Raw genomic sequence first — 12,144 nt, forward strand, 5'->3', positions numbered from 1 at the left:
TCCTTCGGGCCGGCGATATCGTGACGCACCTCAACCCAAGCTCAAAGGAATTCCGATGAAGACCATCCTGATCACCGGCTGCTCGTCCGGCTACGGCCTGGAAACCGCGCGCCACTTTCTGGCCCGGGGCTGGCAGGTGATCGCCACCATGCGGACGCCGCGCGCCGAGCTCTTCCCTGTTTCGGAGCGCCTGCGCGTGCTGCCCCTGGATGTGACGCAGCCCGAAAGCATTGCCGCCGCGCTCGAAGCCGCCGGACCGATCGACGTCCTCGTGAACAACGCCGGCCTCGGACTCTTCGGGGCGTTCGAGGCGACACCGATGGCCACCGTGCGCGACATCTTCGAAACGAACACCTTCGGCACGATGGCGATGACCCAGGCCGTGCTGCCGCAGTTCCGGCGCCGCAGGTCGGGGCTGGTCGTCAACGTGACGTCGACCGTCACGCTCGCGCCGATGCCACTCGTGGCGGCGTACACCGCGAGCAAGACCGCGATCGAAGGTTTCACGGCGTCGCTGGCGCTCGAGCTCGCCCCGTTCGACGTTCGAGTGAAGCTTGTCGAGCCCGGCTATGGGCCGGGCACGCGCTTCACGGCCAATGGGGCAGAGCGCATGCAAGGCCTGATTCCCGAGGCCTATGCGCCCTTCGCGCAGTCCATCTTCGCGGCGCTCGGGAGCCCGACGGCAGTGACCACCGAGCCGGACGTGGCCGAGGCCGTGTGGCGCGCCGCGGGCGACCCCGCCGCAACGCTCCGGTATCCAGCGGGTGCCGATGCGGTCGCACTCGCCCGGAACGCCGCTGCCTTGTGCCAGTCCGGCGCGTGAAGGCTCAGCGTGCCGCCACCCGCCTCGGGCGCGCATCGGACGGGCCGGCTGCTGCCGCCATGCCCGAGCGCGACCTGACCAGGGCCGCAAGCTCGGCGGGCGGCACGGGCCGGCTGAAGAGATAGCCCTGCATTTCGTCGCAACCGTGGGCGCGCAGGAAGTCCAGCTGTTGCTCGGTCTCGACGCCTTCGGCAATGACCTTGAGGTTGAGCTCGTGCCCCAGCGAAATGATGGCCTTGGCGATGGCCTTGTCGTCTTCGTCGCCGGGAATGTCGCGCACGAAGGCGCGATCGATCTTCAGCCGGGCAATGGGAAAGCGCTTGAGCGCGCTCAAGCTGGAATAGCCGGTGCCGAAATCGTCGATGGAGAACTGCACGCCCATCGCCTGCAGGGCCTTCATCGATTGCAGGGCCTTCTCGAGGTCTTCCATGACCATGCTTTCGGTGAGCTCCAGCTCCAGGAACCGGGCGTCGAGCCCGCTGTCCCCGAGCGCCTGTGCGACCTGCTCGATCAGGGTCCGTTCCCTGAACTGCCGTGCGGACACGTTGACCGAAACGCTGAAGGCCGGCACGCCCGCGTCCTGCCAGGCCTTGTTCTGGAAGCAGGCGGTGCGCAGCGCCCATTCGCCGATGGGAACGATGAGGCCGGTCTCCTCCGCGAGGGGAATGAATTCCACCGGGGAGACCAGGCCGCGCTCGGAATGCTGCCAGCGGATCAGTGCCTCCACGCCCGTCACCCGGCCCGATCCCATCTCCACCTGGGGCTGGTACAGCAGGTGGAACTCGCCCCGCGCGATGGCATGGCGCAGTCCTTCGCACAGGGCGAGCCTGTCGCGGATCGCACCGTTCATCTCGGCCGCATAGAACTGGAAATTGTTGCGCCCCGAATCCTTGGCGCGGGACATCGCGGCATCGGCGCTCACGAGCAAGGCGTCGGCATCGGCGCCGTCCGCAGGATAGGTGGCCACGCCCAGGCTGGCCGTGACCTGGACCCCCTGGCCGTCGATCTCGACGGGCTGCGCAATGGTCTCGAGCAGCCTTTGCAGGGCCGGCGCGACCTCCGTTCCGTCTCCGGGCTGGTCGTACAGAAGGATCACGAATTCGTCGCCGCCCGTCCGCACCACCGTGTCCACGCTGCGCAGGCACCGGGTCATGCGTCCGGCCATGACCTTCAGCAATTCGTCGCCGGCCTTGCGGCCCAGGCTGTCGTTGACCCGCTTGAAGCCGTCGAGGTTGATGAACACCACCGTCATCAGCCGGCCGTATCGATCGGCGTACGAGATGGCTTGCCGGAGACGATCCTCCAGCAGCGCGCGGTTCGGAAGGCCCGTCAGTACGTCGTGGGTGGCCTGGTGCTTCAGGCTGTTGGCGCTGCTCTCCAGCAGCGCATTGGAATTCTCGATCGACTCCGCCATCTGGTTCATTGCGTTCGCGAGGATGCCGAACTCATCCGCGCGGCCCCGCGGCGCCCTGGCACCGAGGTCTCCCGCGGCCACACGCCGGGAAAAGGCGATGAGCTGCGCGATGGAGCCCGTGATGCGTTGCGAGACGATGCTCGCGACCACCACGCCCAGAACGGTGGCCAGGACAACCATGGCGATGGCGGCCCAGCGCGACAACCTGGCGGCGCGTTCGACATCGCTGCGCGTCTGGAGCGCGCGCCTGGTCGCCGCGGTGTGCAGTGCCTCCACCGAGGACTCGATGGCGACGGCCGTGTCGACGTAGCCTTGGCGAAGCGCGTGGGCCGAGCCCAGGGAGCCCTCCTTGCCATGCCGCGCGATGAACGCGAGGAATCCGTCCTCGTACTGCCGGGTCTGGGCCTCGATCCGGTCGATCCGGTCCCTGAATTCCGGATCCGTCGAGAGGATCCGAAGGCTGGTAAGGTACTCCCGCATGTCCAGCAAATGGTTCTGCATGGCCGGCAGGGAGAGGGCGCTCGCCTGCGCCACCCCGAGCCGGTCCGCGGACAGCAGGAGTTCGTTCTCGGCGTCGCGGGCCTTGTACATCGCCAGCGAACTGCGCAGGCTCAGGTCCGCCATCCGGTTGTCGCTGTTCAGCAGCTTGTCGATGGCCGCCGCGGAACGCTGTTCGCTCAGATAGAAGGACACGCCCAGTGCGAGCATCAGCACAATGAGGACGCCGAATCCCAGTGCGATCTCCACCCGCAGGCTGCGCATTCTTCTCCCCCAGGAGAAGTCGATCGGGAATTTGATCAATTGCGGCTCGCTCCCAAGTCGCTGCTGGAGAGATGCGTCACTGCCTTCGCTCTGCGTCGACCATCTTCAGGAACGTGCGCACGTTCTCGTCGCCCGCGAAGCGCCTGATCTCCTCCCGGGCGCCCTGCGTGGCCGCGCGGAACGGCGCCGGGTCGGGGCGCGTGACCTTCACGCCGGCGGCAATCATCTTTGCGATCAGCTCCTCCTCTTCGGCAATGATCTTCCTGCGCATGCCGTCGCCCGCCGCCTTGCTCTCTTCACGCACGATCGCCTGCTCGGCCGGCGTGAGCTTCGCCCAGGTCCTGGTGCTCATGAGGTGGAGCGTGTTGTAGTACACATGGCGGGTCAGGGCGAGGTGCTTTTGCACCTCGTACAACTTGTTGTAGTAGATGACGTTGAGCGGGTTCTCCTGGCCGTCGACCAGGCCCTGCGACAGCGCCTGGGGAAGTTCCTTGAAGCCGACCTTGATGACCTGGGCGCCCAGCGCTTCCATCGTGGCCTCGAGTTCCGCGACGGGCGGAACGCGCACCCTGAGGCCTCTCACGTCCTCGGGCACGTTGATCGGGCGCTTGTTGTTGGTGATGTTGCGGAATCCCCATTCCCAGTTGGACAGGATGACGAAGCCCTGCTTCTCGGCCAGCGGCGCGAGCCAGTTCATGGCCGGGCCATCGAGCACGCGGTGGGCGTGCGCATAGCTGTCGAAGAGATACGGCATGACGACGACGGAGAACGTCTTCTCGTACTTGATGAGGTAGTTCATCGAGGTCACGTCCATGTCGATCGCGCCCAGCCTGACTTTCTGCAGCAGTTCGTTCTCGCTGCCGAGCTGGGAAGCGGGAAAGATCTCGGTGCGGACCTGCCCGTGGGTGCGCTCCTCGACCCGCTTGGCGAACTGCAGCGCCGCCAGATGGGCCGGGTGCGTGATGGCGGCGGCGTGCACCAGCGAGAGCACGACGGGCTCGGCATGCACGGCCGGTGCCGCGAGGCCCCAGGCCGCGACAAGCAGCAGAAATGCTTTTTTCATGCGGCGGCCCCGTGGTCCCCGCCCTTGCTGCGCTCGCTCTGCTCCATGGTGCCCGAGCGCAGCAGGTCGCCGGCCTCGGTGGCCATCACGGCCTCGCTGAAGTAGTAGCCCTGCGCCAGCGTGGTGGGGCCGGTCGATTGAAGAAAGGCGAGCTGCGTCTGCGTCTCCAGTCCCTCGACGATGATGCCGATGCGCGCTTCGCGCGCGAGATTCATGATGGCGCGAACCGTGGCCGCGCTGTCCGGATCGTCGATGGCCCGCTTGAGCATCGACTGCGCGATCTTCAGGTGGTTCACGCGGTAGGTCCGCAGGTATTCGAACGAGGAATATTCGGTGCCGAAGTCGTCGATCGCAATGCGCACGCCGAGCGCCCGCAGCCTGGGCAGCACGTCGTTGTGGGTCCATGTCATCTGGGCCAGCGTCGACTCCGTGACGTCGAACTCCAGCACGGAGGGATCGAGTTGCCATTTCGCGAGGCTCTCGGTCACGTCGCGGATCAGCTCGCCGCCTTGCCTGAGCTGCCCGAGCGACAGGTTGATGGCCACGACGGGCGGTGCCACGCCCTGTTCGCGCCACACGCTCAGTTGCCTGCAGGCCTGGTCCAGCACCCAGCGGCCGAGCGCGACGATGCCGCCGGTGCGCTCGGCGATCGGCACGAACGCGGCCGCGTCGAGCAGGCCGCGCTTGGGATGGTTCCAGCGCAGCAGCGCCTCCACGCCCACGATCTTTCCGGAGGACAGCTCGACCTGCGGCTGGTAGTAGAGCTCCAGCTCCTCGCGTTCGATGGCCTGCTTCAGGTCCTCGCCGAGCGCCACGCGGTCGCGCACTTCGAAGTCGAGTTCCTCGGAGTGGAAGTGGTACTGGTTGCGCCCCTGTTCCTTCGAGCGGTAGAGCGCCACGTCGGCCTGCGCAAGCATTTCCTCCGGGCTCTCGCTGCTGGATGCATAGGGGCAGATGCCGATGCTGGCCGAGGCATGCACCTGGTTGCCGTTGATCATGTACGGGCGCGCGAGCGCCTGCTGGATCTTCTCGGCCAGCGCGCCCGCGGCGGCCGGATCGGTCATCTCGCTTTGCAGCACGGCGAACTCGTCGCCGCCCAGCCGCGCCACCACGTCGGTCTCGCGGGTGCAGTTCTTCAGCCGCAGGGCCACCTCGCGCAGCAGCAGGTCGCCGCCCGGATGGCCGAACATGTCGTTGACCGGCTTGAAGTGGTCCAGGTCGAGGCAATGGAGCGCGAACGGCACCGAGCCGCGCCGTGCCGCGGCGTGGGCCTGGTGCAGGCGCTCGACCAGGGTGGCGCGGTTGGCCAGGCCCGTGAGCCCGTCGGTGCGCGCCAGCCTTGCGAGTTGCTCCTCCGCCGCCTTGCGCTCGGTGACGTCGATGACGATGCCCTCGACCTCGATGAGCCGGCCGTCCTTGTCGCGCACCGGAACGTAGCGGTTCTCGACCCAGCGCCGCGCGCCGTCGCCGGTGCACAGGCGGTATTCGATGGAGGCGCCTTCGGCGTCCTTTTCGAGCACGCGCGCCATCGCGGCGGCGACGCCGGGCTGGTCGGCCGGGTCGATCAGCACGTCCGCCCAGTTCGGGTTGGCCAGCAGGGCCGCCGGTTCGTGGCCGAACTTGGTGATGTTGTGCGAGATGTAGATCAGCGGGAACGCCGGCTCGCCGCGCAGGCGGTAGAGGATGGTCGGGCTGTTCTGCACGATGATGTTGGCGTCCGACAGCTCGCGCGTGCGTTCCTCCACGGCCTGCTCGAGCTGGTTCATCTTGAAGGCGGCGTCCTGCGTCATCTGCCACTTCATGGTGAGCGCGCTGGCCAGCTGGCGCACCTCGATCGGATCGAAGGGCTTCTTGAGCACCAGCAGGCGGTCGCGCGCGTCCAGCCGCTCGAACACCTCGACCCACGACTGGTCCGCGTAGGCCGTGCAGATCACGATCTGCAGGCGCGGGTCTTCGAGCCACAGCTGCTCGATGGTCTCGACGCCGTCCCACCCCGGGGGCATGCGCATGTCGATGAACGCCATGGCGTAGGGCGCCTCGGCCGCCAATGCCTCGCGCAGCTTCGCGAGCGCCTCCTGCCCCTGGTAGGCGCTGTCCAGCACGAAGTCCGCTTCGCTTTTCCTGGCCGAGGTGCCGAACAGCGCGGACTCCAGGTCGTCCAGGTTCGCATCCGCGGCCGCGGGGAGAAGGATCTTGCGGAAGTCCTCGTGGATGGCCGGCGTGTCGTCCGCCAGGAGGATGCGGCGGTTCTGCGGTTTGCTCATGGCGTCTGTCCAGGCTTTCTGATCGGAAGTTCGAGCGTGAAGGTGGCGCCGGTGCCGGGCCCGTCGCTGTGGACGGCCAGCGTGCCGCCCATCTCGCGCGCCGCGATCGCGGCGCTGTGCAGGCCGAAGCCGTGGCCGTCCTTCTTGGTCGTGAACCCGTGCACGAACACCCGCGTCAGGTTCTCCGGGGCGATGCCGACGCCCGTGTCCGCCACGCGGATGCGCAGCGTCTCGTCCTCCACGATCTCCGCATCCAGCGTGAGCTTCGCGCTGTCGTCCGCCGCCGCCTCCATCGCCTGCCTGGCATTGCGCACCAGGTTCGTCAGCACCTGCAGCACGCGGCCCCTGTCCAGCGGGAGCTCGGGGATCCGTGCGAGGTCGCTCTGCATCACCACCTGGTGGCGCGCCGGGCCACCAGCGTTCATGCGCAATGCATCCTCGACCACCTCGTGGATCCGTATCGCCTCGACCAGGCTGGAGGCGCCGGCATGGGCCTGCTGCGCGGCGATGATCTCCTTGATGTGGTCGACGCTCTTGGTCAGGGCCACCAGCTCGTCGACGACGGCGCGCTGCTCCGCCACCAGGAGCGGTGCCAGCTGCATCAGGTAACCCGGGAGCATCTTGCCCTTGGCGTCGGAGGCGAGGAAGGTGCCCAGGCCGTCCGCATGCGCGTTCATCAATTGCACCGCGCGCGCGAGCCCTTCCACCTTGGACGCACGAACCTTGGAGAGGATCAGCCCGGCCGATACGTTGACGCTGTTGAGCACGTTGCCCACGTTGTGCAGCACGTTGGTGGCGATCTCGGCCATGCCGGCCGAGCGCGCCGCGGCCACCAGGTCGGCCTGCGTCTTGCGCAGCACCCGGTTGACCTCTTCGTTCTCGCGCAGCGCCGCTTCCAGCTCGGCGGTGCGGCTGAGCACCTGCTCCTCCAGCATGATGGTGGTCTGGAAGAGGTTGAAGTCGGAGCCCTGCGCATTGGCGCTGCGCTCGGCACGGTCCATCAGGGCCTGGACGATCTTGTTGAGCCGTGCGATCTCGTCCGGCGGGGACAGCGCCTGCGCGTCGGGGCGCTGCTGCGTTGCAGTCTCAGACATGGCTGGCCTCCCCGCCGTTAGTGCCGAATGCGATGCCGACCAGCGTCTGGTTGACATGCACGCCGCGGAACTGCTCGCCGTAGGTGTGGAAGCCGACCGTGTTGTTCTCCTGCAGGAGTTCGCCGATGCGGTCCTTCGCGCTGCTCTGTGCGATCTCCAGCTTGCGCAGGATGCAGTCGTAGCCCAGCACCAGCTGCGGCGGTCCGATCTCGGCGCGGATGCCGGCAAAGGCCTGCTGCAGGTTCTCCAGCAGGTCCACACCCTTGGCCACACGCAGGACCAGGCCGTTCTCGATCGCACAGAAAAAAGTCAGGCTGCCATCCGGATTGGCCTTCTGGATCGAGCGCACATAGGTGGTGCCGCCGATCGTCAGCACAACCGGCCAGGCCGCGAAGCGCGAAGGGTCCAGGTCGGAGGCATCGATGCCGAGCATTCGCGCGTACTCCTGGCTGGCCGGCAGGCCGTTGATTTCCTTGACGGTGCGCGAGGCGGCGTCCGCCTCGGTCACGACCAGCCTGTCGTCGGTGGCGACGATGTGCTGCGTCTTGAAGATGCGAAACGGCATGCGCGACGCCACCAGCACCAGCACCGCGCAGTCGGAGCAGAACCGGCCGTTCCAGTAGACCTGGGTCCGGTCGAACTTCATGCCGTCGCCGGCCGAACCGCCGAGCAGGGGAAGCCTGCCCAGTGCGGTCTGGAAGGCGCGTGTGACGGGTTCCTCGCGCAGCGACAGGCCATCGATCAGCAGCAGCGCGAAGCTGTGGTCCGCGTCGCCGGGCGGGCCCGCGGCCAGCAGCTCGTGCAGCAGCGCCTGGGCGAAGTCCTGGCCGGCCTCCACCTTGAACTGCTGCAGCTGTTCGACCTGGCCTGCCGCCACCCTGAAGTGGCTGGCCGGAAAACTCGCACCCGCAAGGCTGTGGTCGCGCAATCCGGCGGGGCCGATTTCCCCGGCCGTGGTGCAGCCCGCGACCGGCACGTCGCCGAACAGGCGTTTCATCTCGTCGGCAAGCGCATCGAGGTCGTATTCGCTGGAGCAATAGAAGATCACCAGCGCCATGCCGGGCTGCGCCACCATGGCATGGAATTCCTGCGCGGCCTTGCGGGGGTCCGCCGCGCAGGAGTGGGCTTTGCGTATGCAGTCCGTCTCCGTCATGTGGCGACTCCTTGCGTGAGGGTGCATTAGACGCTTGATGCATCGCCGTGGCGGACTCAATCCATGCGGGACATCCCTGCCGCGGACCGCGATCTCTCGATGTCGCGGCAAGTGCCTACATGAAAAGTTCTAACGCAGGCCCCCAACTGCGCGACATACGACGATCAGGTTACCGGCTTCGCGTTGTGCCTCGGCCGCTCACAGGCACTGCCATGTCTTCAACGCACGCTGCAGTTGAGCGCCCGCGTGCGCGAGCGTGGCATCGTTGCGGACCTCGATGGCTGCAATGCCCGGCGGCAGCTGGAAGTCGAGTGCTCTTCGCACGCGCGCATCCACCATCTGCGCGGTTTCACGCCGGCGTGCGAGCAGCCGGCTGCGCAGCGTCTGGGCGTCGGCCGTGATGTGGGCGATGACCAGTTCGGGAAAGAGACGCACGGCTTCGGGCAGGTAGGCGCGTGAGCCGTTCACGATCACGGTCCGGCCGTCGCTGCGCCCGGCGAGTTCGGCGCGCGCAATGCCGTAGTGCAGGGCATTGGCTTCCCAGTGCATCGCGAACGCGCCGGCATCGCGCAGCCGCATGAACGCGGCCATGTCGATGCTGTCATGCTGCTCGCCCCCGGGCTGCACCGCGCGCGTGATCGTGCGCCGCGCGAAGTGCACGCGGGCGTCCTGCGGCAGCTGCTGCCGCAGCCAGTCGATGACGCTGTCCTTGCCGGCGCCCGAGGGGCCGACCACGTAGACCAGGCGGCCGGTCTGCGCGGCGTTCACCGGTGCATGGCCTGGCGCTGCGCTCATGGGGCAGCCTCCGTGCTGCGCACTGCGGTGCGCGCCCTCTTCGGAACGGCCGCGCGGGGGCTCATGCACCCAGCCCCATCTGTTCGATGCAGACGAAGTCCACGCCCGGCTCGGGTTCCGCGAACAGGCTGATGGCATCGAAGCGTTGCATCGGCAATGCGCCGAAGTGCTGTTGCGCCGCAGTGCGCAGCGCCTGCACCTCGGCTTCGCCGGCCTCGCGCAGCGACCCGGTCAGCGAGAAATGAAAGCGGAAGCGGTCGAGCACGAACGGGTAGCCCCAGCGCTGCAGCAGCGCGTCTTCCTCGGGCGTGAGCCCGCTCGCGCGGCGGCGCTGCAGTTCGGCCGGCGGCAGCGGCGCGGCGAAGGCGTGCAGGCCGGTCACGCAGGCGCTGGCCATCGCATTCAGCGCGCGGCTCGGCGCCGCGGGCACGAGCGCCAGAAAATCGTCGAGCCGCACCACCCGCAGTGCCGGCATGTCGAAGGGTTCCCAGGCCTTGCAGATGTGGCGGATGCCGGTGCGCAGCGACGCCGCGTCCAGGTGCGAGGGCAGGGCGAAGGGCGCCTTCAGCGTGGCATGCCAGCCATAGCGCCGCGGCGCGGCCGTCAGTGCCTGCTGCCGCGCGGGCGGCAGGCCGTCGATGGCCGGTTGCGGCAGCGGCTGTCCGCGCGCCGCGCAGCGCCCCAGCCAGCGGCTGCCGGCCTCCCACCACGCGCTGCCGGTGGCCGGCGCGAAATAGGCTGCATAGCGATGCGCTGCGCCGCGCCTGCGGGACACGGCCTCAGTCATCGTGCGCCACCGTCAGCGAGGTGCGGTCGCCCGGGAACCAGGCCCTGGCGTATTCGATCGGCACGCCTGCGGTGTCGACGTTCACGCTCTCCACGAACAGCACCGGCCGGCTGACCGGCTGATGCAACTGCGCGGCAATCGCGGCCTCGGGCATCTGTGCCGTGATGCGGCTGTGATGGCGCGTGTAGTCGGCCACGCCATGGGCCTCGAAGCCGGCGGTGATGGAGCCGGTCTCGCGCACCACGGCCTCCAGTCCCGCGAAGCGCGGCAGGGGAAAGAAGCGTTCGCTGCAATGCAGCGGCTGGCCCTCGGCTTCGCCGATCACCTGCAGGCAGAGCAGCGAGCTGCGCGCCGGCACCGCGAGCGAGCGCGCCTGCGCCGCGGTGGCGCGCACGGTGCTCGCGCCGGTCACGCGCAGCGCGCCGCGCAACCCCGCCAGCGCCATGCTGCGCTGGAAGCGCGGGCGCTTGACCAGGGCGAGGTCGACCGCGAACTCTTCCACGTAGGTGCCGCTGCCCTGCGTCACGCGCAGCAGCCCCTGGCTGCAAAGGTTGGCGAGCGAACGCCGGATGGTGTGGCGGTTCACGCCGAACTGCTCGGCCAGCGCGTGCTCGGAGGGCAGGCGCTGGCCCGGCAAATACACGCCGCGCGCAATGGCCTCGGCCAGGTCGGCCGCAATGCGGATCCAGAAGCTGTCGCGTGCGGTGCGTTCGGTGGTGGTGGCGGCGGGGCGCGGAGCCAGCGCGGAGGCAGGGGTCGTCATCGTGCTTGTCATTAAACCTACTTGCGCGCTCTCTAAGCTCGCGTCAGTTGCCGAATTTGTCTATACAACTTCAAGCGTATCACTCTCATGTTTCATGGCTTTGACACAGAACCCGCCGCGCGTCCGCTGCGCCGCGCGCAGTGGCTCGCGATGCTGGCGCGCGCGCCCGTCTCGCTGCTCGAACCGGCGCTCGCGCAGCACGCCGAGACCCCGCCGCAGTGGCTGCGCGCACCGGAGACCGGCCTGGTGATGGTGCAGGGCCGCGCCGGCGGCACGGGCGAGCGCTTCAACCTGGGCGAGGTGACGGTCACGCGCTGCGCACTGCGTCTCGGTGGCGATGCGCCGCAGCCGGGCGCCGCGGTGGGCGTGGCCTATGTGCTCGGCCGTTCGCACCGCCATGCGCAGCTCGCGGCCGTGGCCGACGCGCTGCTGCAGGACCCGGCGCAGCAGGCCGCGCTCGATGCCCGGCTGCTGGCGCCGGTGCGTGCGCATCTCTCGGCGCTGCGCGCGCAGCGCCATGCCCGCGCGCAGGCCAGCAAGGTCGAGTTCTTCACGGTGGCGCGCGAAGCCGGCGGCGCCGACATGGACGAGGACGATTCCGAATGAACGCGAACATGCTTTCCACCCTGGGCGCGGGATTCACCGATGCCGCGCTCGGCAGCCAGGCGGTGTTCCGTTCGGCGCTGCAGGCACTCTCGCATCCGGGCCGCATCGTCGAGCTGTCGCACGATGCGCAGGCGCCGTCGCAGGGGCACGGCGCCTCGGCCGCGCTGCTGCTGGCGCTGCTCGATCCCGACTGCCGCCTCTGGCTGTCGCCGTCGCTCGCGGGCAGCGACGCGGCCGCATGGCTGCGCTTTCACACCGGCTGCGTGCTGGTCGAGGAGCCTGCGCAGGCGCAGTTCGCGTGGATCGGCCAGGGCGATGCATGCCCGCCGCTCGATGCATTCGCGCAGGGCAGCGACGCCTATCCCGACCAGTCGGCCACCTGCGTGATCGATGTGATGGAGGTGTCCGCACCGGCCGAAGGAAACCAGCCGTGCTGGACGCTGCGCGGCCCCGGCATCCAGGACCGCACCGTGCTCGCCGTCGAGGGCCTGGCACCGGCCTTCGCCGCCCAATGGTCCGCGAACCACGCGCTGTTTCCGCGCGGCGTGGACGTGTTCCTGGCCGCGCCGCGCCGCATCGCGGGGCTGCCGCGCACCACCCGCATCGAACAGGAGGCTTGA

General features: G+C 68.6%; 11 protein-coding genes. 3 read left to right on the forward strand and 8 right to left on the reverse strand.

What is annotated here, in order from left to right; all coding sequences use genetic code 11:
- Positions 1–55 precede the first annotated feature (55 nt).
- The gene (locus tag FB547_RS28330; protein WP_145746956.1) at positions 56–823 is read left to right on the forward strand and encodes an SDR family oxidoreductase; all 768 of its coding nucleotides are present in this window, start codon (positions 56–58) and stop codon (positions 821–823) included.
- 4 nt (positions 824–827) lie between these two features.
- Here FB547_RS28330 and FB547_RS28335 read toward each other — a convergent pair whose 3' ends face one another.
- The 8 genes from FB547_RS28335 to phnF form a co-directional block, all read right to left on the reverse strand.
- Positions 828–2,999, reverse strand: a complete 2,172-nt coding sequence (locus FB547_RS28335; protein ID WP_145746957.1) for a putative bifunctional diguanylate cyclase/phosphodiesterase — start codon at positions 2,997–2,999, stop codon at positions 828–830.
- 76 nt (positions 3,000–3,075) lie between these two features.
- Complete coding sequence (locus FB547_RS28340) at positions 3,076–4,062, reverse strand: TRAP transporter substrate-binding protein (protein WP_145746958.1); 987 nt, start codon at positions 4,060–4,062, stop codon at positions 3,076–3,078.
- Positions 4,059–6,326 (reverse strand): putative bifunctional diguanylate cyclase/phosphodiesterase, encoded by a 2,268-nt coding sequence (locus FB547_RS28345; protein WP_145746959.1) that lies wholly within the window; start codon positions 6,324–6,326, stop codon positions 4,059–4,061. The genes FB547_RS28340 and FB547_RS28345 overlap by 4 nt, the downstream gene beginning before the upstream one ends.
- Positions 6,323–7,420: a sensor histidine kinase gene (locus tag FB547_RS28350; protein ID WP_145746960.1), complete on the reverse strand. Its 1,098-nt coding sequence runs from the start codon at positions 7,418–7,420 to the stop codon at positions 6,323–6,325. Before FB547_RS28350 ends, FB547_RS28345 begins: the two co-directional genes overlap by 4 nt.
- Positions 7,413–8,573 carry a nitric oxide-sensing protein NosP gene (gene nosP, locus FB547_RS28355; protein ID WP_145746961.1) on the reverse strand — a complete coding sequence of 387 codons (1,161 nt, stop codon included), beginning with the start codon at positions 8,571–8,573 and terminating at the stop codon, positions 7,413–7,415. The genes FB547_RS28350 and nosP overlap by 8 nt, the downstream gene beginning before the upstream one ends.
- A 198-nt stretch (positions 8,574–8,771) precedes the next feature.
- Positions 8,772–9,368, reverse strand: a complete 597-nt coding sequence (gene phnN / locus FB547_RS28360) for a phosphonate metabolism protein/1,5-bisphosphokinase (PRPP-forming) PhnN (RefSeq protein ID WP_145746962.1) — start codon at positions 9,366–9,368, stop codon at positions 8,772–8,774.
- Between the two features lie 61 nt (positions 9,369–9,429).
- A complete protein-coding gene (locus tag FB547_RS28365) occupies positions 9,430–10,155 on the reverse strand; it encodes a DUF1045 domain-containing protein (RefSeq protein WP_145746963.1) in 726 nt (241 codons plus the stop codon).
- Positions 10,148–10,930: a phosphonate metabolism transcriptional regulator PhnF gene (gene phnF, locus FB547_RS28370; RefSeq protein ID WP_145746964.1), complete on the reverse strand. Its 783-nt coding sequence runs from the start codon at positions 10,928–10,930 to the stop codon at positions 10,148–10,150. Before phnF ends, FB547_RS28365 begins: the two co-directional genes overlap by 8 nt.
- A gap of 75 nt (positions 10,931–11,005) precedes the next feature.
- On the opposite strand from phnF, the gene phnG reads away from it, so the two are divergent.
- Positions 11,006–11,524, forward strand: a complete 519-nt coding sequence (phnG, locus tag FB547_RS28375) for a phosphonate C-P lyase system protein PhnG (RefSeq protein ID WP_145746965.1) — start codon at positions 11,006–11,008, stop codon at positions 11,522–11,524.
- Entirely contained in the window at positions 11,521–12,144 is a 624-nt protein-coding gene (gene phnH, locus FB547_RS28380; RefSeq protein WP_145746966.1) for a phosphonate C-P lyase system protein PhnH, read from the forward strand. The genes phnG and phnH overlap by 4 nt, the downstream gene beginning before the upstream one ends.

Source organism: Variovorax beijingensis (assembly GCF_007828835.1).
Lineage (GTDB): Bacteria > Pseudomonadota > Gammaproteobacteria > Burkholderiales > Burkholderiaceae_C > Variovorax > Variovorax beijingensis_A.

What these genes read in the sequence shown, in the direction of transcription:
- FB547_RS28365 (WP_145746963.1), bottom strand. Translation starts at nt 10,155, where the DNA reads ATGACTGAGGCCGTGTCCCGCAGGCGCGGCGCAGCGCATCGCTATGCA.
- FB547_RS28335 (WP_145746957.1), bottom strand. Translation starts at nt 2,999, where the DNA reads ATGCGCAGCCTGCGGGTGGAGATCGCACTGGGATTCGGCGTCCTCATT.
- FB547_RS28340 (WP_145746958.1), bottom strand. Translation starts at nt 4,062, where the DNA reads ATGAAAAAAGCATTTCTGCTGCTTGTCGCGGCCTGGGGCCTCGCGGCA.
- phnF (WP_145746964.1), bottom strand. Translation starts at nt 10,930, where the DNA reads ATGACAAGCACGATGACGACCCCTGCCTCCGCGCTGGCTCCGCGCCCC.
- nosP (WP_145746961.1), bottom strand. Translation starts at nt 8,573, where the DNA reads ATGACGGAGACGGACTGCATACGCAAAGCCCACTCCTGCGCGGCGGAC.
- FB547_RS28330 (WP_145746956.1), top strand. Translation starts at nt 56, where the DNA reads ATGAAGACCATCCTGATCACCGGCTGCTCGTCCGGCTACGGCCTGGAA.
- phnN (WP_145746962.1), bottom strand. Translation starts at nt 9,368, where the DNA reads ATGAGCGCAGCGCCAGGCCATGCACCGGTGAACGCCGCGCAGACCGGC.
- phnG (WP_145746965.1), top strand. Translation starts at nt 11,006, where the DNA reads ATGTTTCATGGCTTTGACACAGAACCCGCCGCGCGTCCGCTGCGCCGC.
- FB547_RS28350 (WP_145746960.1), bottom strand. Translation starts at nt 7,420, where the DNA reads ATGTCTGAGACTGCAACGCAGCAGCGCCCCGACGCGCAGGCGCTGTCC.
- phnH (WP_145746966.1), top strand. Translation starts at nt 11,521, where the DNA reads ATGAACGCGAACATGCTTTCCACCCTGGGCGCGGGATTCACCGATGCC.
- FB547_RS28345 (WP_145746959.1), bottom strand. Translation starts at nt 6,326, where the DNA reads ATGAGCAAACCGCAGAACCGCCGCATCCTCCTGGCGGACGACACGCCG.